General features: G+C 72.5%; 20 protein-coding genes. 17 read left to right on the top strand and 3 right to left on the bottom strand.

Translation table 11 applies throughout. From position 1 onward, the window contains the following. Positions 1 to 62: 62 nt before the first annotated feature. A complete protein-coding gene (locus ABZX11_RS04840; protein WP_354909967.1) occupies positions 63 to 203 on the bottom strand; it encodes a hypothetical protein in 141 nt (46 codons plus the stop codon). Positions 204 to 469: 266 nt separating this feature from the next. Here ABZX11_RS04840 and ABZX11_RS04835 point away from each other — a divergent pair, with 266 nt between their 5' ends. Together ABZX11_RS04835 and ABZX11_RS04830 are read left to right on the top strand one after the other, a co-directional pair. Further along, positions 470 to 1,189, top strand: coding sequence for an Lrp/AsnC family transcriptional regulator (locus ABZX11_RS04835; protein WP_354909965.1), 720 nt, complete (start codon positions 470 to 472; stop codon positions 1,187 to 1,189). 93 nt (positions 1,190 to 1,282) lie between these two features. Further along, on the top strand, positions 1,283 to 2,935 hold the full coding sequence (locus ABZX11_RS04830; protein ID WP_354909963.1) for an MDR family MFS transporter: 1,653 nt from the start codon (positions 1,283 to 1,285) through the stop codon (positions 2,933 to 2,935). Between the two features lie 86 nt (positions 2,936 to 3,021). Here ABZX11_RS04830 and ABZX11_RS04825 read toward each other — a convergent pair whose 3' ends face one another. Next, positions 3,022 to 3,534 carry an inorganic diphosphatase gene (locus ABZX11_RS04825; protein ID WP_176174339.1) on the bottom strand — a complete coding sequence of 171 codons (513 nt, stop codon included), beginning with the start codon at positions 3,532 to 3,534 and terminating at the stop codon, positions 3,022 to 3,024. Positions 3,535 to 3,708: 174 nt separating this feature from the next. Here ABZX11_RS04825 and dacB point away from each other — a divergent pair, with 174 nt between their 5' ends. The 13 genes from dacB to folK all read left to right on the top strand — a co-directional run bounded on the left by dacB (position 3,709) and on the right by folK (position 17,363). Continuing rightward, positions 3,709 to 6,141, top strand: a complete 2,433-nt coding sequence (gene dacB / locus ABZX11_RS04820; protein WP_354909960.1) for a D-alanyl-D-alanine carboxypeptidase/D-alanyl-D-alanine-endopeptidase — start codon at positions 3,709 to 3,711, stop codon at positions 6,139 to 6,141. A 90-nt stretch (positions 6,142 to 6,231) separates the two neighbouring features. Continuing rightward, complete coding sequence (locus ABZX11_RS04815) at positions 6,232 to 7,242, top strand: zinc-dependent metalloprotease (protein WP_354910446.1); 1,011 nt, start codon at positions 6,232 to 6,234, stop codon at positions 7,240 to 7,242. Then, positions 7,239 to 8,201 carry a tRNA lysidine(34) synthetase TilS gene (tilS, locus tag ABZX11_RS04810; protein ID WP_354909958.1) on the top strand — a complete coding sequence of 321 codons (963 nt, stop codon included), beginning with the start codon at positions 7,239 to 7,241 and terminating at the stop codon, positions 8,199 to 8,201. The genes ABZX11_RS04815 and tilS overlap by 4 nt, the downstream gene beginning before the upstream one ends. A 3-nt stretch (positions 8,202 to 8,204) precedes the next feature. Beyond that, the gene (hpt, locus tag ABZX11_RS04805) at positions 8,205 to 8,756 is read left to right on the top strand and encodes a hypoxanthine phosphoribosyltransferase (protein ID WP_176174342.1); all 552 of its coding nucleotides are present in this window, start codon (positions 8,205 to 8,207) and stop codon (positions 8,754 to 8,756) included. Positions 8,757 to 8,913: 157 nt separating this feature from the next. Continuing rightward, complete coding sequence (locus tag ABZX11_RS04800; RefSeq protein ID WP_176174343.1) at positions 8,914 to 9,279, top strand: hypothetical protein; 366 nt, start codon at positions 8,914 to 8,916, stop codon at positions 9,277 to 9,279. Positions 9,280 to 9,301: 22 nt separating this feature from the next. Next, complete coding sequence (locus ABZX11_RS04795; protein WP_354909955.1) at positions 9,302 to 10,705, top strand: hypothetical protein; 1,404 nt, start codon at positions 9,302 to 9,304, stop codon at positions 10,703 to 10,705. A gap of 58 nt (positions 10,706 to 10,763) precedes the next feature. Next, positions 10,764 to 11,528: an ESX secretion-associated protein EspG gene (locus ABZX11_RS04790; protein WP_354909953.1), complete on the top strand. Its 765-nt coding sequence runs from the start codon at positions 10,764 to 10,766 to the stop codon at positions 11,526 to 11,528. Positions 11,529 to 11,684: 156 nt separating this feature from the next. Continuing rightward, positions 11,685 to 12,512: an ESX secretion-associated protein EspG gene (locus tag ABZX11_RS04785; protein ID WP_354909951.1), complete on the top strand. Its 828-nt coding sequence runs from the start codon at positions 11,685 to 11,687 to the stop codon at positions 12,510 to 12,512. Positions 12,513 to 12,713: 201 nt separating this feature from the next. Next, positions 12,714 to 15,107, top strand: a complete 2,394-nt coding sequence (ftsH, locus tag ABZX11_RS04780; protein WP_176174347.1) for an ATP-dependent zinc metalloprotease FtsH — start codon at positions 12,714 to 12,716, stop codon at positions 15,105 to 15,107. Then, positions 15,085 to 15,690 carry a GTP cyclohydrolase I FolE gene (gene folE / locus ABZX11_RS04775; protein WP_176174348.1) on the top strand — a complete coding sequence of 202 codons (606 nt, stop codon included), beginning with the start codon at positions 15,085 to 15,087 and terminating at the stop codon, positions 15,688 to 15,690. Before ftsH ends, folE begins: the two co-directional genes overlap by 23 nt. A gap of 35 nt (positions 15,691 to 15,725) precedes the next feature. Further along, positions 15,726 to 16,523 carry a dihydropteroate synthase gene (gene folP / locus ABZX11_RS04770; RefSeq protein ID WP_354910444.1) on the top strand — a complete coding sequence of 266 codons (798 nt, stop codon included), beginning with the start codon at positions 15,726 to 15,728 and terminating at the stop codon, positions 16,521 to 16,523. Further along, entirely contained in the window at positions 16,516 to 16,875 is a 360-nt protein-coding gene (folB, locus tag ABZX11_RS04765; protein WP_354909947.1) for a dihydroneopterin aldolase, read from the top strand. Before folP ends, folB begins: the two co-directional genes overlap by 8 nt. Continuing rightward, positions 16,872 to 17,363 carry a 2-amino-4-hydroxy-6-hydroxymethyldihydropteridine diphosphokinase gene (gene folK / locus ABZX11_RS04760; RefSeq protein ID WP_354909944.1) on the top strand — a complete coding sequence of 164 codons (492 nt, stop codon included), beginning with the start codon at positions 16,872 to 16,874 and terminating at the stop codon, positions 17,361 to 17,363. The genes folB and folK overlap by 4 nt, the downstream gene beginning before the upstream one ends. Before the next feature lie 79 nt (positions 17,364 to 17,442). On the opposite strand, the gene ABZX11_RS04755 is transcribed toward folK, so the two are convergent. After that, on the bottom strand, positions 17,443 to 18,378 hold the full coding sequence (locus ABZX11_RS04755) for a MerR family transcriptional regulator (RefSeq protein WP_354909942.1): 936 nt from the start codon (positions 18,376 to 18,378) through the stop codon (positions 17,443 to 17,445). 61 nt (positions 18,379 to 18,439) lie between these two features. On the opposite strand from ABZX11_RS04755, the gene ABZX11_RS04750 reads away from it, so the two are divergent. Together ABZX11_RS04750 and ABZX11_RS04745 are read left to right on the top strand one after the other, a co-directional pair. Further along, on the top strand, positions 18,440 to 18,901 hold the full coding sequence (locus ABZX11_RS04750) for a DUF3180 domain-containing protein (RefSeq protein ID WP_176174352.1): 462 nt from the start codon (positions 18,440 to 18,442) through the stop codon (positions 18,899 to 18,901). A 69-nt stretch (positions 18,902 to 18,970) separates the two neighbouring features. Continuing rightward, on the top strand, positions 18,971 to 21,424 hold the full coding sequence (locus tag ABZX11_RS04745; RefSeq protein WP_354909939.1) for a DUF6779 domain-containing protein: 2,454 nt from the start codon (positions 18,971 to 18,973) through the stop codon (positions 21,422 to 21,424). Positions 21,425 to 21,950: the final 526 nt, after the last annotated feature.

Below are 21,950 nucleotides of genomic sequence, written 5' to 3'. Positions count from 1 at the left end.
GCTGGACGGCGCCGTCGAGGGCATCGACCTCGCCCGCGGGAGGTCGGTGAAATTTGCCGGCCTCAGCCCGGTCGGCGCGGATCGGAGGTTCGCGGCGAGGGGTCTTCGATGGCCGAGAAAACTTTGCCGGGCTCCTCGAAAAAGGCGGGCGGCCGTTGCGGGGCGCGGACGCGGGTGGCCAGGGTTTCGACGATGTCGATCACGGATTTCAGCATGGTCCACAGTCGCTTCCGCTCGGGCTGCGGCAGTACTCGACCACTTGGAGCTGCGGCCGAAAGTCGACCGACAGGGGCTTGTCCACAGGCACGCCGTGATGTGGACAGCTTCGCCCGCGGGGTGCGTTTCCGGCCGGTTTGTCGGCCCTTGCCGATAGACTGGACTTGGGGACGCCCCCCGGTGAGGGCGGGGGATGGTCTGGGGTTGTCTGGGCCCTGGCGGCACACTTTTGTGCGGCGCGCTGCTCCTGCGGGTGAAGGTGCTTCGCGGCCGGACGCCGGTGATCGCCGACGCGCTCGCCAACCGCGACGACGTCCTCTTCGTCGACATCCTGGCCGGTGGGGAGGAGATCAGCGCCGTCGCGCTCGGTGGCCTCGACGGGCGGCTGGTGCACGACGCGCTGCCGTCGACGTCCGCCGTCACCGAGCTGCGCGCGTACTCGGTCCTGCACGTCTTCTCCGACGCGACACAGTGGCGCACCGGCTTGCTCACCGCCGGGGAAGTCGCCGCGTTGACCCCGCCGCCGCCCGGCGAGGATGTGCCCCTCGACGACCTCGACCGGCGCCTCCTGGCCCGGCTCGCGGCCGACGCCCGGCTCGGCCCCGGCGAGCTGGCCGCCGAGGCGCCCGAGTCGACGGTCCGCCGCCGGGTCGAGCGGCTGGCCGCGGCCGGGCGCCTGCGCACCTACGCGAACATCGACGCCCGCGCGCTCGGGCTGGAAGTCGACGCCAACGTCTGGATGACCGTGCCGCCTGGCCGGCTCGACGAGGTCGGGCGAGCGCTGGCCGGGCACCCGATGGTCCACGGGACCCTGGCCACCACCGGTGTCACCAACCTGATGGCCGCCGTCTGGTGCCGGGACCTGGGTGACCTCTACAGCTTCGTGACGAGCCTCGACGTGCCGTCCGCCGAGGTCACCGTGGTCGCAAAGGCCGTCAAGCGAGCTGCGAGACCGGCGTCACAGAATATTTGATTGCACGGTACAACCTTCCCGGGGAATACTTGGCTCAGGCAAGTAGTTGAGAGGTACAAGCAACTACGCGGAGACTTCCCGAGGGAGACCACCATGAGCGACACCACCACGGCGGAAGGAGCAGCCGCTACGAACGGCAAACTGACCCACCGCCAGATCCTGACCGTCCTGTCCGGGCTGATGCTCGGCATGTTCCTCGCCGCGCTGGACCAGACGATCGTCTCGTCCTCCATGCGCACCATCGCCGACGAGCTGCACGGCCTGTCCCTGCAGGCCTGGGCCACCACGGCGTACCTCATCACCGCGACGCTCTCCACGCCGCTGTACGGCAAGCTGTCCGACCTCTACGGCCGCAAGCCCATGTACCTGACGGCGATCTCGCTGTTCCTGGTCGGTTCGCTGGCCAGCGGCATGGCGACGTCGATGTACGAGCTCGCCGCCTTCCGGGCCTTCCAGGGCCTCGGTGCCGGTGGCCTGATGTCGCTGGCGCTGGCGATCATCACCGACATCACCGCGCCGCGCGAACGCAGCAAGTACCAGGGCTACTTCATGGCCGTCTTCGGCATCTCGAGCGTGGCCGGTCCGGTCGTCGGCGGGTTCTTCGCCGGCATCGACACCTTCGCCGGCATCACCGGGTGGCGCTGGGTCTTCCTGGTCAACGTCCCGATCGCGCTCGCCGCGCTGGTCGTCGTCACCAAGGTGCTGAACCTGCCGCACACCCGCGTGGACCAGAAGGTCGACTACTGGGGTGCCGTCGCGCTGGCCACCGGCCTGGTGCCGCTGCTGATCGTCGCCGAGCAGGGCCGTGAGTGGGGCTGGGGCTCCGCCGCTTCGATCGCCATGTACGTCGTCGGCGCGCTGGGCGTGACCGCCTTCGTCTGGATCGAACGCCGGATGGGCGACGCCGCCCTGCTGCCGCTGCGCCTGTTCCGCCGTCCGGTGTTCCGGATGTCGACGGTCGTCACCGTCGTGCAGGGTGCCGGGATGTTCGGCGCGATGATGTCGCTGCCGCTGTACCTGCAGATCGTCAAGGGCGCGACGCCGACACAGGCCGGCCTGCAGATGCTGCCGCTGACGCTCGGCATCATGGTCGCCAGCCTGACCAGCGGCCGGATCATCGCGGCCACCGGCCGGTACAAGATGTTCGCGGTGGCCGGGATCGGCCTGATGGCGGCGGCGCTGTTCGCGCTGTCCACGATCACCGTCGACAGCTCGCTGGCCCTGGTCATGGTGATCGCCTTCGTGATCGGCCTCGGCCTCGGCGCCTCGATGCAGACGCTGGTGCTGGCCGCGACCAACGACGTCCGCCCGCAGGACATCGGGGTCGCCACCTCGGCGGCGACGTTCTTCCGGCAGATCGGCGGCACGGCGGGCACCGCGGTGTTCCTGTCGATCCTGTTCGGCACGGTCGGCGACCGGATCGCGAACGCCATCCGCTCGGCGATGACCACGCCGGCCTACACCGCGGCGCTGGCGCAGCACCCGGAGTTCGCGAAGCAGATGCAGAGCGGCCTCGACGTCAACGACACGTCGTTCCTCTCGACGCTCGACCCGACGCTGGCCCGGCCGATCCTGCAGGGCTTCGCCGAGTCGATGAGCACGGTGTTCCTGGTCGGCGGGATCGTGCTGACCGTCGGCTTCGCGCTGGTGTGGTTCCTCAAGGAGAAGCCGCTGTCGGACAAGTCGGCGATGGAGCAGCGCGCCGAAGCCGAAGCGGACGCTCCGGCGCTCGCACTGGCCCACTGACCGCGCGTGCTGCGCTGACCGGGGAATGAGAAGGCCCCCTCGGGATCTCCCGAGGGGGCCTTCTCGTGAATGGACTCCGCGCGGGCTCAGTGGCCGCCGTTGGCTTCTTCCTTCGCCAGGCGGTCGACCTCGCGCTCGAGCGAGCGCTTGATCTCGGCTTCGGCCTCGGACCGGCCGACCCAGCTCGAGCCTTCGACGCTCTTGCCGGGCTCGAGGTCCTTGTAGACCTCGAAGAAGTGCTGGATCTCCAGCTTGTGGAACTCGTTCAGGTGGTGGATGTCCCGCAGGTGCTCCAGGCGCGGGTCGTTCGTCGGGACCGCGAGGACCTTGTCGTCCGGGCCCTTCTCGTCGGTCATCCGGAACATGCCGATCGCGCGGCAGCGGATCAGGCAGCCCGGGAACGTCGGCTCCTGGACGAGGACGAGCACGTCGAGCGGGTCGCCGTCCTGGCCGAGGGTGTCGTCGATGAAGCCGTAGTCGGCCGGGTACTGCGTGGCCGTGAACAGGGTCCGGTCCAGCTTGATGCGGCCGGTCTTGTGGTCGACCTCGTACTTGTTGCGCTCCCCTTTGGGGATTTCGATCGTGACGTCGAACTCCACGCCTGTCCTCACTACTTCTTTAGGTCCCGGCATGCCACGCGTCGCGGGCGGCAACCTTCATGACTGTCTTGACGTCTCCTAGTGTGGACTACGCCCTGCCGGGGAGCCGCATCGATGTCGGCCACGCGGCATGTGAGCTTGGCCCCTCCCGGGGCAGGTGAGAAGGAGTGGTGGGTGCCGGAAAACGACCAGCCGATGTGGCCTTCGTCGGACGAAGACCGCTCGTCGTCCGGCGCGCGGGAGACCACTCCGATGGCCCTGCCCGACCCGCCGAAGGCCGCCGAGACCGGCCCGGGCGTGCCCAAGGTCACAGCCAGTGACGCCCCCAAAGGGTCGTGGTTCGCGCCGAACGTCCCGCCCGAGCCCGTCCCCGGGCTGAACGCCCCGGCGGAGGAGCCGCCGCCCCCGCCGACCCCGGCCAAGCAGGACCTCGCCGACCGGCTCGGCAGCCGGACGCCGAAGCAGCCGCCGGCCCGGCAGGAGGACCCGCAGCCGCCCGCGGCGACCCCGCCGCAGCCCCCGGCGGAGAGCACCCAGTACATCCGCGTCGAGCAGGCCGAGCTGGAGCCGGACGCGCCGGCTTCGGCCGAGGCGACCCCGTCGCAGAGCACGCAGTACATCCGTGTCGAGCAGTCGGAGCTCGAGCCGGACGCGCCGGCTTCGGCCGGGGAGAGCACCCAGTACATCGAGGCGGTGCCGTCCGGGCCGGTGCCGGTGGTGCCGGTCGAGCGCCACGTCCCGCCCCGGGAGGAGAAGAAGCCGGAGGAGCCGCAGCAGCAGTGGCGGGAGGAACTCCAGCACTGGCGCGAGGAGCAGCTGCGCCGTGAAGAGCAGCTGAACCGCGCGGCCGCCCAGCGCCGCGAAGAACCGGAAGCCCCGCAGCCCGCCGCGCCCTGGAGCCAGCGCATCGAGCTGCGGGAAGACCGTGCCGGCGACCGGCCTGCCGAGCCGGGCGACCGGCGTCCGGCGCTGCCCGAGCCGCCGCGCGGGGTGGTGCCGTCGGCGTCCGCCGGGACGCTGGCCCGGCCGCAGCGGATCGAACCGGACGGGCAGCGGTTCGACGCCGAGGCGACCGTCGGGATCGAGCGGCCCACCCAGTTCCCCGGCGTCTTCCAGCAGCAGCCGCAGCAGCGCACGGAGCCGCCCCGCGGCGAGCAGCCGCCCGCCGAGCCGCCGGCCGCGGCCGAGCCGGCGGCCGCCGGTGAGCCGCCGAAGAAGCGGCGTAAGGGCAAGCTGATCGCCATCGTCGTGGTCGTCCTGCTGGTGCTGGCCGGCGGCGGGGTCGCCGCGGCGATGCCGAAGGTGGCGAACCGGCTGGCCCTGCCGTGGGCGCCGAACGCGCCCAAGGGCGACGCGCCCGAGCCGGCCGCGGCCGCCCGGCAGCTGCAGGGGCCGGCCACGTCCGGGGCGACGCCGACCGCGAACGGCGTCAAGGCCGCCCTCGCCTCGGCGGCGGGCAACGGCGCGCTGGGCCAGCTCACCGGAAGCGTGATCGACCCGACGACCGGGACGGTGCTGTGGGACCGCAACTCGGCGTCGCCGGTGACACCCGCCTCGACGACGAAGGTGCTCACCTCCGCGGCCGCGCTGCTTTCGCTGGACCACAACCTGCGCCTGCCGACCAAGGTCGTGCAGGGTGCGGACCCGGGCACGGTGATCCTGGTCGGCGGCGGCGACACGACCATCACCAACCTGCCGCTGGGCACCGACTCCCCGCTGTACCCGGGCGCCGCGCACGTCGACGACCTCGTCGCGCAGGTCAAGAAGGCGGTGCCGGGCGTCAAGAAGGTCCAGGTCGACCTGACGCTGTTCAAGGGCGCGACGACCGCACCGGGCTGGGAAGCGGGCGACGCGCCGTCGACGTACGCGACGCAGATGGCGCCCGTGATGGCCGACGGCGGCCGCATCAACCCCAAGGACAACAACTCGCAGCGGACGGCGAACGCGGGCAGCGCGCTCGCCTCGTCGATCGCCTCGAAGCTGGGGGTGTCGGCGGGCGGCCAGGCGACCGCGCCCAAGGACGCGAAGGTGGTCGCCGAGGTCAAGTCGGCCCCGCTGACCGAGCTGGTGTCCGACCTGATGGAGCTGTCCGACGACGTCCTCGCCGAGGCGATCGCCCGCCAGGTCGCGCTCGCGAACGGCGAGGAGGCCAGCTACGCCGGCGGGGCCAGGGCGACCCTCAAGGTGCTGAAGGACCACGGCTTCGACGTCTCGGGCGTCGCGCTCTCGGACGGCAGCGGCATCTCGTCGCTGAACCGCATCCCGGCCCGGCTGCTCACCCAGGTCCTGGCGGCCGCGGCGGCGCCGGAGGGCAAGAACCCGGGCACCGCGAAGCTCCGCCCGGTGCTGGCGGGCCTCCCGGTCGCGGGCGGCTCCGGCACCCTGGCCGACAAGCGGTTCGACACGGCCGCGTCGCAGGCGGGCCGCGGCTGGGTGCGGGCCAAGACGGGCACGCTCACCGGGGTGAACACCCTCGCCGGGCTGGTCCTCGACCAGGACGGCCGGGTGCTGGTGTTCGCGTTCATGTCCAACGGCTCCGACACCGAGCCGGGCCGCGACGCGATCGACGCCCTCGCGACGAGCCTCCGCAAGTGCGGCTGCGCCTAGCGGAGGCCGAACCGTACGAAGATCGTGGCCGGAAACCCGCACCGGGCAGGTAGCGTCGGAAGGGTGAGTCAGGAAACGCAGACCCGGCCCATGGTCGACTGGGGGATCGCCGCGCAGACCGGCGCCATGCTGGTGCGCGGCGGCCCGCAGGTGCCGCGGGAACGGGCCGAGGAGGCCGTCACCGACCTGCGCGAGCTGACCGTCGAGGCCGAGGGGCACGTGCGGCAGCTGACGAACCTGGGGCTCGACCTGCCGTTGCTGCCCGGCGAGGTCGTCGACCGGCCGGGCTGGGTCCGGTCGGCCGCGGCGGGGCTGCACGCGCTGACCGGGCGCGCGCTGCCGCAGCAGGGCGGGCCGCTCGGGCCGATACTGGCCGGCGGGGCCGGCGTCCAGACCGGTCTGGTGCTCGCCTTCCTGGCCAGCCGCGTGCTCGGCCAGTACGACCCGTTCGGCGGCCCGGACAAGGAAGGCAGGCTGCTGCTGGTCGCGCCGAACGTCGTCGCCGCCGAACAGGCGATGGACGTGCCCGGCCACGACTTCCGGCTGTGGGTCTGCCTGCACGAGTGCACCCACCGGCTGCAGTTCACCGCGGTCAAGTGGCTGCGCGACTACTTCGCCGACGAGGTCGAGCGGCTCGTCTCCGGGCTCGCCGGCGGCACCACCGACAGCCTCGCCGACCTGGTCGGCCGGCTGCCGGAGGCGATCAAGCAGGGCCCGAAGCTGAACCTGGCCGAGCTGCTCCAGTCGCCGAAGGACCGCGCGGTGTTCGACAGGCTGCTCGCCCTCTCGACGCTCCTGGAGGGCCACGCCGACTACGTGATGGACGCCGTCGGCCCGCAGGTCGTGCCGAGTGTCGAGCAGATCCGCGCGCGGTTCACCGCCCGGCGCAAGGGCGGCGGCGTCTTCGACCGGCTGCTGCGCGCGCTGCTCGGCGTCGACGCGAAGATCCGTCAGTACGAAGAAGGCGCGAAGTTCACGAAGCACGTCGTGGATGCCGTCGGCATGGACGGCTTCAACGCCGTCTGGCGGTCGCCGAACACCCTGCCGTCGCGCGCCGAGATCTCCGACCCGGCGGCGTGGGTCCGGCGCCTGCACGGATGACCGGGCCGGCGGTCACGGCCGTCCGCCGGGCCGTCCGCGGCTTCCTGGAAGCCGTCGAGAGCCCGCCGTCCGAGCTGTGCGTCGCGGTCTCCGGCGGCGCCGACTCCCTCGCGCTGGCCGAGGCGGCCGCGTACGTCGGGCACCATCGCGGCCACGCCGTCCGCGCGCTGGTCGTCGACCACGGGCTGCAGGAGGGCTCGGCGAAGGTCGCCGCGGACGCGGCCGCCGCGGCGAAGGCGTTGGGTGTCGACGAAGCCGAGGTGCGCGAGGTCGCCGTCACCGGCCCCGGCGGCCCGGAAGCCGCCGCCCGCAAGGCCCGCTACCGGGCGCTGGCCGGGCACGGCCTCGTCCTGCTCGGCCACACCCTCGACGACCAGGCCGAAACGGTCCTGCTCGGGCTGGGCCGCGGCTCCGGCCCGCGCAGCGTCGCCGGCATGCGGCCGCACGACCCGCCGTGGGGACGGCCGCTGCTCGCCGTCGGCCGGGCCACCACCCGGGCCGCGTGCGCCGAGCTCGGCGTCGAGCCTTGGGAAGACCCGCACAACGCCGAACCGCGCTTCACGCGCGTCCGGCTGCGCACCGAAGTCCTGCCGTTGCTGGAGGAGGTCCTCAACGGCGGGGTGGCCGCCGCACTCGCCCGCACAGCCGCGCAACTGCGTGAAGACAATGAGGCGCTGGACACAGTGGCGGACCTGATCTTCACCCGCGCGGGCGGTCCGGAAGGGCTGGAAATCGGCGTCTTCGCGACCGAGCCCCCGGCGATCCGCCGCCGGGTTATCCGCAGGTGGCTGCTGCAATCGGGTGTGCGCGAGCTCACCGACGCGCACCTGCGGGCGGTCGACGGCCTCGTCGCCCGGTGGCGTGGTCAGGGCGGCGTCTGGCTGCCGGGCAACTTGGAGGCGAGCCGGTGCCGTGGCAGGCTCTGCGTCACCTCCCAACCCACCACACGAGGGGAATGACCCGTGTACGAGGGCGAAATCGCCTCCGTGCTCGTCACCGAGCAGCAGATCAAGGACAAGATCACGGAGCTGTCGGAGCAGATCGCCGCCGACTATCCGGCCAACGGGCAGGGCGAACTCCTGCTGGTGGGCGTCCTGAAGGGCGCGGTCATGTTCATGACCGACTTCGCCCGCGCGCTGCCGCTGCCGACGCAGCTGGAATTCATGGCCGTGTCTTCGTACGGATCGGCGACCTCGTCGTCCGGCGTCGTGCGGATCCTCAAGGACCTCGACCGCGACATCGCGGGCCGGGACGTCCTGATCGTCGAGGACATCGTCGACTCGGGCCTGACGCTGTCGTGGCTGCTGAAGAACCTCGCCAGCCGCAACCCCGCGTCGCTCGAGGTCGTTTCGCTGCTGCGCAAGCCGGAGGCGGTGAAGGTGGACGTGCCGGTGAAGTACATCGGCTTCGACATCCCCAACGAGTTCGTCGTCGGCTACGGCCTCGACTACGCCGAGCGGTACCGGGACCTGCCCTACATCGGCACCCTGGACCCGAAGGTCTACACCTCGTAGCCGTCCCGGGCGGTTCACCGACCGTTCACCGCAATTACCGGATCCGCGGAACCCCGGGCACGAAGTTTGCGTCATAGGCTCTGATCACGTGCGTTAACCTATGCGAAGACCATTCGTGCCCGCGGTGACCGGGTCGGGGGAACGGGAGAGAGTGCAGATGGGGAACAGCAGCGCTGCCGACGCGAACGCCTTCAAGGCCGCGGCCGCGGCGGGTCAGGTCGGGGTCGACCCCGACGCCGCGCAGGCCGTGCTGAACAAGATCCGCACCGGCAAGGACGCGGTCGAGGCCCTCCTGGCCGGCGCGGGCACGCTCGCGCAGCCGCCGAAGCTCGGCGACAACCCGGTCGGCAACGCGATGGCCGCGAAGTTCGTGCAGCGCGCGGACGGCGGGGGCGACTCCTACGCCGCCGCGCTGCAGAACCTGCTCGACCAGTACTCCGCCGCCGAAGAGGGCATCGTCACGGCGATGGCCCGCTACCACGAGGTCGACCAGGCCGCGGCCGACCCGTTCCGCAACGCCTGAGTCCAAGGGGGAACTCGTAGTCATGGCTCCGAACCACAGCGACCAGCAGGCGGCGAACCCGGGCTCGGTGGTCCCGCTCGGCGACAACTCCGCGGCGCAGAACATCGTCGACAGCGCCCGCGGCAGCGCCGGCGGGTTCGACATGGGCAGCGACCGGGCGATCGCCAACCCGCCGAACTGGAACGCGCAGGAAAGCCAGCAGCTCTACGCCGGTGCGGTCAACAACAACGACCCCGGCACGGCCGAGGCGACCGGGCACGTCTGGGCCCACCACGGCTCCGAGCTGAAGCAGGCCTCCGACCACCTGTACAACGCGATCGCCGAGCTGGGCAACGCGTGGGTCGGCCGGGGTGCCGCCGGCGCGCAGGGCGCGCTGGTGGCCATCGCGAACTCCGGTTCGCAGGCCTCCGACGCCGCGCACACGATGTCCGACCGGCTCGCCAAGCAGGCCGCGGCGGCCGCCGAGGTCAAGAAGATGCCCGCCCCGAAGGACTTCGACCCCAAGCAGGCCATGGCGGCCGCGCTGGCTGGCGGTCCGGCGGCGTTGATCGCCGACCAGAAGGCGCAGGCGGACGCGGCCAACGACGTCAAGGCGCAGCAGGTCGCCTTCTTCAACGCCTACACCCAGGCGATGAAGGAGGTCGACAACTCGACCCCGAGCTTCGGCCCGGAGTCGCTCGGCATGAAGCCGACGGCGTCGCACAACTCCGTCTCGTTCAACGCCGTGCACAGCGTCGGCAGCAGCGGCCCGGTCGACAGCCTGCCTGGTGCCGGCAGCGCGGTCTTCGCCTCCGGCGGCCAGGGCTTCGGCGGCCACAGCGGCACGTTCGGCGCGCAGCACGCCGGCGTCGTCGGCCCGAACGGCGGCCACGCCGGCGTCCCGGCGGCCTTCGGCGCGGACGCGGCCTCGCTCGGCAGCGACGGCCCGGGCGGCACGGCCGCGGGCGTGGGCACCGGCACCACCACCGGTACGGGCACCGGCAGCGTCGCCCCGGGTGGCGGCCACACCGGCAGCGGCGGCAACCCGCTCGGCAAGATCGGCATGGGCCTCGGCCTCGGTGGCGTGGCGGGCGGCCTCGGCGCGCTGGCCTCGCGGGCGCTGGGCGCGGGCAGCAAGTCCGGCGCGAAGTCCCAGAACGACACGAGCCTGGCGGCGGCCGACGGCCAGGGCCAGAGCGCCGCGTCGGCCCAGGCGCCGCAGCAGGGCCTCGTCTCGTCCGCGGGCACCATCGGCGGGCAGACCCCGCCGCCGATGAACCCGGGCATGGGCGGCATGGCCCCGCAGACCGCACAGGGCGAGCAGGACGAGGAGCACACGCACGCGTCCTTCCTCATCGAGGCGGACCCGGACGAGGCCTTCGGCGCGAACCAGGCGACCCCGCCGCCGGTCATCGGCGCGTGGTCCGACGACGACGAAGACCGCTGATCCTCCGGGCCGGGCACACCGACGTGTGCCCGGCCCGGTTTCACCTGGGGGTGGCTCGATGCCGAACGCTGAGCTGCTCACCCCGGTCGAGGTGGACTTCCTGTGGGAGTCGGCCGGGCTGGGCGAGCTGCCGTACCCGCTGCGCATCCGCTCGCACGGCGCGACCGTCGACGAGCGGTCGCTGCTGCGCCAACGCACGCTGGAGGGCCTCACCGCGCGGGGGCTCGCCGACGGCCGCGGCCGGCCCGAACCGCACGTCGAGGACTACTTCGGCGTGCTGGCGAGCCCCGAACTGAGCCTGGACGCGGTCCAGCTGATCGCCCCGGACGCCGAACCGCTGCTCGCGATCGCCGGCGTGCTGGGCGGGCAGGGCCTGCTGGCCGTGCAGGACACCCGCGGCCTGCACCTGCAGCCGTGCCCGTCCGACGGCCTGGCCAGCGCGATCGTGTCGCTGCTGCCGGGTGGCCCGCGCGGCAGCGAGAAGTCGATCACGGTCCCGCTGGAGCAGCTGACCGGCCGGGCCCCCGCTCCCGGCGACGAGCGCGCGTCGGCCGACGAGGACCGCAAGGCGCTGGCCCGGCTGCAGGCCCAGCCGCGGCTGCGCGGCGGCCAGATCGGCGCCAACGCCCGCAGCAGGCTGGGCGGCCGCACCCGCACCCCGGTGCTGAGCTGGTTCGACACCGAGACCGGCCGCTACTTCACCCAGGTCACCCGTGGCCGCGACGGCCGCGACTGGATCACCATCGCGCCCGCCGACGCCGCCACGCTGCGCCACCGCCTCGGCGAGATGCTCGCCGGCGCCTCGACGACCAGCTCGGTCTGAGCTCCTCGGCGCTGCCGAGGCGGGGTCCGCACGGCTGAAAGTGGCACCGGCCGCCTCTGGAAAGATCGGTCTCCGGACGTGCGCGGCCTGCCCGGAGCCGTCCGGTTTTGTCGGTGGTGCGGGCTACGCTGAGCAAGAGTCCGATCCGGGAGAGTGATGATGCAAGAGTTCTTCTCGCCACTGGCGTTCGACTTCCTCTGGGAGTCGGCGCAGGTCGGGGAGCTGCCGTACCCGCTGATCGTCCGGTCGCACGGCGCGACCGAGGACGAGCGCGTGTCGCTGCGTCACCGCGTCGACGTCGAGCTGAAGGCGCGTGGCGTCCGCGAACCGCGCGGCAGGCTGGCGCCGCCGATCGAGGACGCCCTGCACCTGCTGGCCTTCGCCCCGCTGACCATCGACGCGCTGCACATCCCGCAGTTCGAAGCCCCGACGGTCGGCGTCCTCGCGGCGGCCGACGAGACCAAGGGCGTCCTGGCGGTGCAGGACGCCGACGGGATCTGGCTGCGGGACGTCCCGCCGGACGGCCTGGTCTCCGCCGTCATCGGGCTGCTGCCGGCCGGGCCGCGCGGCAGCGAGGCGTCGGTCACACTCCCGCTGGACGACGCCCTGCGCACCCCGCCGATCCGGGTGCCGGTGTCCCTGCCGTCGGCGCCGGGTGAGGAAGAAGACAAACGCCGGGGCAAGGCGCGGCGGACCCCGCTGAGCGAGCGCGTCACGGCCGACCCGCGCGAGGCGTACGGCCGCATCTCCGGGCAGCCCCGGCAGCGCGGCGGTCAGCTGGCAGCGAACAGCCGTTCGCAGGTCGGGGCCAAGCAGCGGTCCCGGGTGCTGGCCTGGTTCGACACCGCGACCGGGCGCTACCTCAGCCTCTCCCGCGCAGGTACGGACGGCCGCGAGTGGGTCACCGTGGCCCCGGCGGACCCGGCGACGCTGCGCACCCGGCTGGGCGAGATGGTGAACAGTGTGTCGGACGGCACGCGCTAGCGTGACCACCGCGGACACCGGCCGGGAACCCGGGGGCGCTATCGCCCGTTGACCTGCGAGAGGCTCACAGGGGATGAACGCGGCAGCGGGCGGTACCCTGATGGGCAGGTGTCCAGGCACCACGGGTTGTCAAGATCGTGATGGCGGGTATCACAGGAGCCGCCCAACCAGGGAGGGTCGAGGCCACCAGGGCCGAGTCGTATGAACCGGAAGAGCGTGCTCAGGAACCCACTGCTGTGGATCGTCGCGGGGTTGCTGGCGTTGTTCGCGTACAACACGATCTTCGACAGTGATCGTGGGTACACCCAGGCACCCATCTCGGTGGCGAACTCCCAGATCACCTCGAACAACGTCAAGGAAGCCAGCCTCGAGGACAAGGAGCAGCAGCTCAAACTGCTGCTGAACAAGCCTGTCGACGTCGACGGCCAGCAGGTCACCCAGATCATTTCGCAGTACCCGGCGGACGCCACCCGCCCGATCTACGACTCGTTGATCGCGGCGAAGGCAGGCGGCCAGCCGATCAAGTTCACCACCAAGGTGACCCAGCAGGGCGTGCTGACGCAGATCCTCATCTTCGCCATCCCGCTCGCCCTCGTGCTGGGCCTGCTGATGTGGATGATGAACAACGCGCAGGGCGGCGGGAACCGCGTCCTCAACTTCGGCAAGTCCAAGGCCAAGCAGCTGAACAAGGACATGCCCAAGACGACCTTCGGGGACGTCGCGGGTGCCGACGAGGCCGTCGAAGAGCTGTACGAGATCAAGGACTTCCTGCAGAACCCGGCGCGCTACCAGGCGCTCGGCGCGAAGATCCCGAAGGGCGTCCTGCTCTACGGGCCGCCGGGTACCGGCAAGACGCTGCTCGCGCGCGCTGTCGCCGGCGAGGCGGGTGTGCCGTTCTACACGATCTCCGGCTCGGACTTCGTCGAGATGTTCGTCGGTGTCGGTGCTTCGCGCGTGCGTGACCTGTTCGAGCAGGCCAAGCAGAACGCGCCCTGCATCATCTTCGTCGACGAGATCGACGCGGTCGGCCGCCAGCGCGGCGCCGGCCTCGGCGGCGGGCACGACGAGCGCGAGCAGACGCTGAACCAGCTGCTCGTCGAGATGGACGGCTTCGACGCCCGCGGCGGCATCATCCTGATCGCGGCCACCAACCGGCCGGACATCCTGGACCCGGCGCTGCTGCGCCCGGGCCGGTTCGACCGGCAGATCCCGGTGTCCGCGCCCGACCTGCGCGGCCGCAAGGCGATCCTCGAGGTGCACGCCAAGGGCAAGCCGATCGCCCAGGGCACCGACCTGACCAGCCTGGCCAAGCGGACCGTCGGCATGTCCGGCGCCGACCTGGCGAACGTGCTCAACGAGGCCGCGCTGCTCACCGCCCGCCAGAACGGGCACGTGATCACCGACGCGGCGCTGGAGGAGTCGGTCGACCGCGTCGTCGGCGGCCCCGCCCGCAAGAGCCGGATCATCTCCGAGAAGGAGAAGAAGATCACGGCCTACCACGAGGGCGGGCACGCGCTCGCCGCGTGGGCGATGCCGGACATCGAACCGGTCTACAAGCTGACCATCCTGCCGCGCGGCCGCACAGGCGGGCACGCGCTGCTCGTCCCCGAGGACGACAAGGACCTGATGACCCGCTCCGAGATGATCGGGCGGCTGGTCTTCGCGATGGGTGGCCGCACGGCTGAGGAGCTCGTCTTCCACGAGCCCACCACCGGCGCGTCGTCGGACATCGAGCAGGCGACGAAGATCGCCCGCGCGATGGTCACCGAGTACGGCATGAGCGCCCGGCTCGGCGCGGTCAAGTACGGCCAGGAGCAGGGCGACCCGTTCCTCGGCCGGTCGGCAGGCCGCCAGGCGGACTACTCGCTCGAGGTGGCGCACGAGATCGACGAGGAGGTGCGCAAGCTCATCGAGACGGCGCACACCGAGGCGTGGCACGTGCTGAACACCTACCGCGACGTGCTCGACGAGCTGGTCATCGAGCTCCTGGAGAAGGAGACGCTGACCCGCAAGGACCTGGAGCGGATCTTCGCCACGGTCGAGAAGCGCCCGCACATCACCGTGTTCAACGAGTTCGGTGAGCGGACGCCGTCGGACAAGCCGCCGATCAAGACCCCGGGCGAGCTGGCGATGGAGCGCGGCGAGCCGTGGCCGCCGCCGGAGAAGGAGAAGCCGGTCCTCAAGCCGGAGCCGACCCCGGTCGGCACCGCCCAGGGCGCCGGTGACCTGCCGGGCGGGCCGCCGTACCCGACGCCCACCCCTGGCGACCCGAACGCGAACCCGTACGCCCCGCCGCAGCCGGGCGCCTACCCGAACGGTGGCCGTCCTTACGGCGGCCCGAACGGTGGCCCGAACGGCACCGCGCACTGGCCGCAGGCCTACGGCAGCCAGCCGTCCGGCCAGAGCGGCCCGCCGAACTACGGTGCCCCTCCGGGCTGGACCCCGGCCACCTCGCCGGGTGGCCAGCCGGGCCAGTCGTGGCGGCCCGGTGCCGAAGAACGCCCTCGTGAGCACGGCTGGTTCGCCGACCAAGCCGGCAACCAGCAGAGCGAGGGGGAGCGTCGTGACGTGGATGGACCAGAAAAGCCTCAGTGACGCCGACCGCCCGGTCTTCGACCACGACCGGGCGGAGAAGGCGATCCGCGAGCTGTTGCTGGCGTGCGGTGAAGACCCGGAGCGGGATGGCCTCAAGGACACGCCCGCCCGGGTCGCCCGGGCCTACCGCGAGATGTTCGCCGGCCTGTACACCGAGCCGGACGCGGTGCTGGACAAGACGTTCGACGAGTCCCACGAAGAGCTGGTGCTGGTCACCGACATCCCGATGTACAGCAGCTGCGAGCACCACCTGGTGCCGTTCCACGGCGTCGCGCACGTCGGGTACATCCCGAACGCCGCCGGGAAGGTCACCGGGCTCTCGAAGCTCGCCAGGGTCGTCGACCTCTACGCCAAGCGGCCGCAGGTGCAGGAACGCCTGACGTCGCAGGTGGCGGACGCGATCGTGCGCAAGCTCGAACCGCGCGGCGTGATCGTGGTGATCGAAGCCGAGCACCTCTGCATGGCCATGCGCGGCATCCGCAAGCCCGGCGCGCGCACCACCACCTCCGCCGTGCGGGGCCAGTTCAAGAACTCCGCCACTTCCCGGGCGGAGGCACTCGATCTGATCCGGGCCCGCCGGTGAACGTGGGGCTCCCCGCGCCCGGCCGGTGCGTGGTGATGGGCGTGCTGAACGTGACGCCCGACTCCTTTTCGGACGGTGGCCGTTACCTCGGCCTCGACCAGGCGCTGGAGCACGCCCGCGAGATGTGGGTGCGCGGGGCCGACCTGATCGACGTCGGCGGCGAGTCGACGCGGCCGGGTGCGTCCCGGGTGGACGCCGCCACCGAACTGGAGCGCGTGCTGCCGGTGATCGAGACGCTCGCCGCCGAAGGCGTGGCGCTGTCGGTCGACACCACGCGGGCCACCGTCGCCGCCGCGGCGATCGAGGCGGGCGCGCACGTGATCAACGACGTCTCGGGCGGGCTGGCCGATCCGGACATGGCGCGCGTCGCGGCCGATGCCCGGGTGCCGTGGGTGCTGATGCACTGGCGCGGGCACAGCAAGGACATGCAGGCGCTCGCCGAGTACGGCGACGTCGTGGCCGACGTGCGGGCCGAGCTGCTGTCCAGGGTGGACGCGGCGCTGGCGGCCGGCGTGGCCGAGAGCGCCATCGTGCTGGACCCCGGGCTCGGGTTCGCGAAGAACGCCGAGCACGACTGGGCGTTGCTGCGCGGGCTGGACTCGTTGCTCTCCCTCGGTTTCCCGGTGCTCGTCGGCGCTTCGCGCAAGAGGTTCCTCGGCCGCCTGCTGTCCGAAAAGGACGGGACACCGCGCCCGCCGGCCGGCCGGGAGGACGCCACCGCGGCGATCTCCGCGCTGGCCGCGGCGGCCGGCGCGTGGGGTGTGCGGGTGCACGAGGTCGGGGCTTCGCTGGACGCGGTCGCGGTGGCCGCCGCTTGGAGGACGGATGGCTGACCGGATCACGCTGACCGGCTTGCGCGTGTTCGGGCGCCACGGCGTGTTCGAGCACGAAAAGCGCGACGGCCAGGAGTTCGTCGTCGACGTCACGGTGTGGCTCGACCTCGGGCCGGCCGCCGTTTCCGACGACCTGACCAAGACCCTGCACTACGGCGAGCTGGCCGAACTGGCGGCGGGGATCGTCGCGGGCGAGCCGTACGACCTGATCGAGAGCGTCGCGGGCAAGATCGCCGACGAGGTCATGCGCGACGAGCGCCTCAGCGCGGTCGAGGTGACGGTGCACAAGCCGTCGGCGCCGATCCCGCTGACGTTCGACGACGTGGCCGTCACGGTCCGGCGCGACCGGTGAGCCGGGCGGTCCTCTCGCTCGGCTCCAACCTGGGCGACCGGCTCGGGTTCCTGCAGCTGGCGCTCGACGCCGTCCGGCCGGCGCTGGTCGCGGTGTCGAGCGTGTACGAGACCAAGGCGTGGGGCGTCGAAGACCAGCCGGATTTCCTCAACGCGGTGTGCGTGGTCGACGACCCGGCCCGCGACCACTGGGCGTGGCTGCGCACGGGCCAGGCCGCCGAGCAGGCGGCGGGCCGCGTCCGCGAGCTGCGCTGGGGCCCGCGGACGCTGGACGTCGACGTGGTCACGGTGGACGGCGTGACGTCGGAGGACCCGGAGCTGCTGCTGCCGCACCCGGGCACCCCGGACCGGGCGAGCGTCCTGGTGCCCTGGGTGGAGATCGACCCGGCGGCGGTGCTGCCGGGCCACGGCCCGATCGCGGATCTGCTGAAGAGCCGCCCGGCGGACGAGGTGGCGACGGTCCGCCGGACGGACCTCGAACTCGGCTGAAACGAATTCACATCGGCGGTTCGGGCGTGTTCGTTACGGTCTGTTCCCGGCCGGTCGTCGAACGGTAGCCGCGGTGCGGTCAGCCGCGCAGGGCCGCGATCATGAAACCGACCGCGGGCTGCGTCGTCGCGACCGGAGGCCAGCCGTTGATGGTGGCCAGCAGCTGCCAGTAGCGCTCGGCGCGGGCGTCGCCGCTCGCCGCGAAGCGGTCCGCCAGCTCTCGCCGGAACTCGGCCGATCCCGCGTCCTGGTCCGGCCGCGCGGAGGCGGCCGCGATGTCGGCCGCAAGCGTTTGCCCTGCTTCCGACGTCGGGCTTTCGCCGGCGTCGACGGCTTCCTGGGCCCGCGCCAGCCACTCGTTCCAGTGGGTGCGCCAGGCCTCCGCCGGCTGCTGGAACTCGCCGTCCCTGATCTGCTTCGCCTGGGTCTCGCTCATGCCGCGGATCAAGGCCCGGAAATCCGGGTCCTGGACCAGCTCGGCGAACTCGATCCAGGCCTCGAGCTGCTCCGGTGTCGGGTCGTCGGGCAGCTCCGGCTTGCCCGACCGCATGCGGCGGTAGAAGTCCTGGTCGATGTCGAGCCCGGCGACCATTTCGTCCCAGAACTCGTCGACCAGCCGCTTGCGCTCCTCGTCGGACATCGACGCGAGACGGTTCATCAGGTTCACTTCCTCCAGCTCGGAATTGCGCTTGGCCACCGCGCGCAGCACCGCCCGGCGCAGCCGCAGCCGCCGGATCTGCTCGTCGAGCGCCTCGACGTGCCGGACCGCCAGCTCGCCGACGGTCGTCGACTGGCTCAGCGCGGCGGAGACGTCGGCCAGGCCGAGACCCAGCTCCCGCAGCGTGCGGACCAGCTCCAGGCGCGCCATCGCGGCCGCGTCGTAGAGCCGGTAACCGGCGTCCGTCCGCTCGGTCGGCGGCAGGAGGCCCTCGTCCGAGTAGAAGCGGATCGTCTTGACCGGCAGGCCGGTCCGCCGGGACAGCTCGCCGATGGTGAAGGTCGCGGTGGTGCCCACAAAACGCATGATGAACTCTCCAGTCGGTGGAGAGTCAACTCTTCCACGGTACGGTTGAGGTATGCACTTCACCCGGCCCCGAGACCTCGCCGTCGCGGGTCTGCTCGGCCTGGGCCTCGGCTACCTGCTCTTCCTGACGGCCTACGGCTCGCTCCCGCAGCTGCCGCTGCTGGCCGGCGTCACCTTCGCCGTGCTGGCCGTGATCGAGGCCGTGCTGGCGTTCTCGATCCGGTCGCGGATCAAGAGCGGCCGGGTCGTTGCCGCGATCGGGGTAGCCCGGTCGGTGGCCCTCGCCAAGGCTTCGTCACTCGCCGGCGCGTTCATGGCGGGCGCCTGGCTGGCGGCGCTCGCCTATCTTTTTCCCCGACGTGACGAACTCGTCGCCGCGGTGCTCGACACCCGGGCCGCGGTGGTCGGCGTGGTGTCCGCCGCAGCCCTGGTAGCAGCGGCTTTGTGGCTCGAGCACTGCTGCCGGACCCCGCAGGACCACGATCGGGAGCGCACCCGCGGAACGACCGGTTAGCGCTGGAATCACACCGCTCGCTGGACCGAGTAGGTCTCGTTCGGATTACGAGCAGGTACGGTGTCAGTCATGACCGGCGTGGGTGACGACTCGCGCGGCCGCCTCTTGGGCAGGCCGTGGCTCGTCGTCGGCTTTGTCCTCGCCATCGGAGCCACCCTCGCACTGGTGCTCAGCGACGATCTCCGCTACCTCCGGCTCGGGATCGTCGCGGCCCTCTGGGCCGCCCTGATCGGCGCGTTCCTCGCCGTGAAGTACCGCAAGCACGCGGCACAGAGCGAGGACGCGGTCGCCGAGGCGCAGGCTGTGTACGAACTGGAGCTGGAACGCGAGATCGCGGCCCGGCGCGAATTCGAGCTGGAGGTGGAGGCCGAGAAGAGCGAGGTCGCCGACTCCAAGGGCCGCGAGGAGCTCGAGGCGCTGCGCGCCGAGGTGTCCGCGCTTCGCGACAGCCTCCAGTCGCTGTTCGGCGGCGAGGTGCTGCTCGAGCGCGTCGCGCTGACCGCGCAGGCGACCCGGATGCGCAAGCTGTCCGACGAGAACCGGATGATCCCCGACGTCACGCCGAAGAAGAAGCCGGCCCAGCTGATGGCCGGGAAGAAGCCGGTGGTCGAGGGCGGCGAGCGGCCGACCGAGCTGATCGACCGCGTCCTCGACGAGCGCCGCCGCAAGGCGTCGAACGGCAAGCCCGCGAACGGCAAGGGCCTCGGCGGCAAGGGCAAGGGCTTCGGCGGCAAGCCGGTACCGAAGACCCCGGCGAACGTCTCGGTGCAGAGCACCCAGCAGATGTCCCGGCCGACGCCGCTGAGCGAGCGCCGTCCGCCGGTGCCGCCGGTCGACCCGGCGCTGAACGCGGCCCAGCGCGAGCTGAAGGCCGCCGAGCTGCGCGCCGAGGCGGCGCGCCGCCAGGCGGAGTCCCAGCCGATGCGGCTGCCGAACAAGCCGGAAGAGCCCGCGAAGCAGCCCGAGCGCCGTCCGGAGGCCGCCGCCGAGCCGACGCGCCGGGACGTGCCCCGCCCGGCCGACCTCAAGACCGAGATCCGGCGTCCGACTCCTTCGGCCTCGTCCTCGCCTTCGCCGGAGCCGAAGACCGAGATCCGCCGCCCGCAGGAGCCGAAGACGGAGATCCGCCGTCCCGAGCCGCCGCCCGCGCGCCGCGCGGAGATGTCGCGGCAGGACCTCCGGCCGGCCGAGGTGTCTCGTCCGGACATTCCGCGGGTCGAGATGTCGCGTCCGGACATTCCGCGGGTCGAGATGTCGCGTCCGGACATTCCGCGCGTGGAGATGTCGCGTCCCGACATCCCGCGGGTGGAGATGTCCCGCCCGGACATCCCGCGGGTCGACCCGAAGATGCCGCGGCCCGAGGCGCCGCGGCCGAACGCCCCGCGACCCAACGTTCCGCGGCCCGAGGCGGCGCGTCCGGAGATTCCGCGGGTGGAGATGTCGCGTCCCGATATCCCGCGGGTGGAGATGTCGCGGCCCGACATTCCGCGCGTGGAGATGTCGCGGCCCGACATTCCGCGGGTCGAGATGTCGCGGCCCGACATTCCGCGTGTTGAGATGTCCCGGCCTGATATCCCGCGGGTGGAGATGTCGCGGCCGGACCTTCCCCGCGTCGGCGGCCAGCCGAACGGCGCGCGGCCGGAGCCCCGCAAGGCGCCCGAGCCGCCGCGGCCGGTGCCGGGCCGTCCGGCGGCGAACGTGCCGCCGCCGAAGCCGTCGGAGATGTCGCGGTCGGACATCCGGCCGGTCAAGGACCTGAGCGCGGCCTTCCAGAACCGTGACGACTTCGCCGAGCGCCAGCGCCCGAACCGGCCGAAGCCGCCCGAGCCGAAGCCCCCGATGCCGCGGGACGCCGCGGCGAGCCGCACGGACCTCCCGCCGGTGGTCCCGCCGACGACGCCGGTGCCGAGCAAGAGCCCGTCCCCGCGGCAGCCGTCCCGCACGGACCTGCCCCCGGTCGTCCCGCCGACCACCCCGGTCCCGGCGGCGGACACCCGTCGTCCCTCGCGGCTGGAGCAGTTCTCGCGGGCGGACATGTCGCCGATCCTGGAGGAGCCGCCGTCCCGCCACGGCGGTTCCCACCGGGCCCCGGCGGAGGCGGCCAAGGCGGAGACGCCGCTGGCGAACCCGACGCTGCCGGAGTCGGTCCGCAACTTCCAGGGCCGCTCGGGAGGCCGCCGCCGCAAGCCGGAGGACTCGCAGCAGATGCCGGCCGTCCCCGCGGCGGCCGCAGAGCCGCCGGGCGGAGGCCGCCGCCGCCGTCCGGACGGCGAGCCCCCGGCCTGGGAAGGCATGGTCGCGGAGCGCGCATCGATGTCCCGCCGCGGAATGACCCCGGTGGACCCGGCCGAGGTGGAGCAGAACACGAACGGCCACAACGGCTCCCGCAACGGCCGCCGCGCGGCCCCGGAGCCGGCCCCGGGCAGCGGCTCCCACGCGGCAGGCCGTTCGGTGAGCGAGCTACTGGCGGCGAACGGCGGAACGGGCTCGACCCCCCGCCGCCGGCGGCGCGCGGAGGACTGAGCCTGGCCGAGGCCACGCTGGTGCGTGCTCGGTCGCCGAGCTGGTCGCACGGCCTGAGCCAGTCTCCGGCGCGCGGAGCCAGCGCACGCTCGCCGAGCTGCACACGCCCAACAGCGGCAGGCCCTCGCCGCCCGATGGTTGAGTCAGGCACCCGGGGGCGCCGGAGGTTCGGTGCGGGCGCCGGTGCACGCTGGATCGGCGGGGGTGCTGGCCATCGGCGGTGCGGCTGCGCCGCCCGCCTCGGGCGGGCATGGTTGAGTCAGGTCCCGGGGCGCCGGAGGTTCGGGGCGGGCGCCCATGCACGCTCGATCGGCGGGCGGCCCTGAGCCGGGCCGCGCGCAAGAGGCTCCTGGTCCGCCCGGAGTTCGGACGCTGCGAGGCGGGCGCGAAGCCGAGCCCAGCCCGCGCCCACCGCCAATCACCCCAAGCCGACCCAAACCACCCAGCCCCCCATCCCGGCACCCGGAACCCGCCCCAACCCACCCTCTGTGCCAGGTGGCGTTTCTCTTCCTCCCCCCGCTGCGTA

It is taken from the genome of Amycolatopsis sp. NPDC004169 (assembly GCF_040610315.1).
Lineage (GTDB): Bacteria > Actinomycetota > Actinomycetes > Mycobacteriales > Pseudonocardiaceae > Amycolatopsis.
The sequence above is the reverse complement of the archived record's forward strand: the minus strand, read 5'-3'. Positions and strand labels throughout refer to the sequence as shown.

Bases quoted from the DNA above. Each gene is read 5' to 3' on its own strand.
- ABZX11_RS04830 (WP_354909963.1), top strand. From the start codon at position 1,283: ATGAGCGACACCACCACGGCGGAAGGAGCAGCCGCTACGAACGGCAAA.
- ABZX11_RS04815 (WP_354910446.1), top strand. From the start codon at position 6,232: ATGGTCGACTGGGGGATCGCCGCGCAGACCGGCGCCATGCTGGTGCGC.
- tilS (WP_354909958.1), top strand. From the start codon at position 7,239: ATGACCGGGCCGGCGGTCACGGCCGTCCGCCGGGCCGTCCGCGGCTTC.
- ABZX11_RS04800 (WP_176174343.1), top strand. From the start codon at position 8,914: ATGGGGAACAGCAGCGCTGCCGACGCGAACGCCTTCAAGGCCGCGGCC.
- ABZX11_RS04795 (WP_354909955.1), top strand. From the start codon at position 9,302: ATGGCTCCGAACCACAGCGACCAGCAGGCGGCGAACCCGGGCTCGGTG.
- ABZX11_RS04790 (WP_354909953.1), top strand. From the start codon at position 10,764: ATGCCGAACGCTGAGCTGCTCACCCCGGTCGAGGTGGACTTCCTGTGG.
- ABZX11_RS04785 (WP_354909951.1), top strand. From the start codon at position 11,685: ATGATGCAAGAGTTCTTCTCGCCACTGGCGTTCGACTTCCTCTGGGAG.
- ftsH (WP_176174347.1), top strand. From the start codon at position 12,714: ATGAACCGGAAGAGCGTGCTCAGGAACCCACTGCTGTGGATCGTCGCG.
- folE (WP_176174348.1), top strand. From the start codon at position 15,085: ATGGACCAGAAAAGCCTCAGTGACGCCGACCGCCCGGTCTTCGACCAC.
- folP (WP_354910444.1), top strand. From the start codon at position 15,726: ATGGGCGTGCTGAACGTGACGCCCGACTCCTTTTCGGACGGTGGCCGT.
- folB (WP_354909947.1), top strand. From the start codon at position 16,516: ATGGCTGACCGGATCACGCTGACCGGCTTGCGCGTGTTCGGGCGCCAC.
- ABZX11_RS04750 (WP_176174352.1), top strand. From the start codon at position 18,440: ATGCACTTCACCCGGCCCCGAGACCTCGCCGTCGCGGGTCTGCTCGGC.
- ABZX11_RS04745 (WP_354909939.1), top strand. From the start codon at position 18,971: ATGACCGGCGTGGGTGACGACTCGCGCGGCCGCCTCTTGGGCAGGCCG.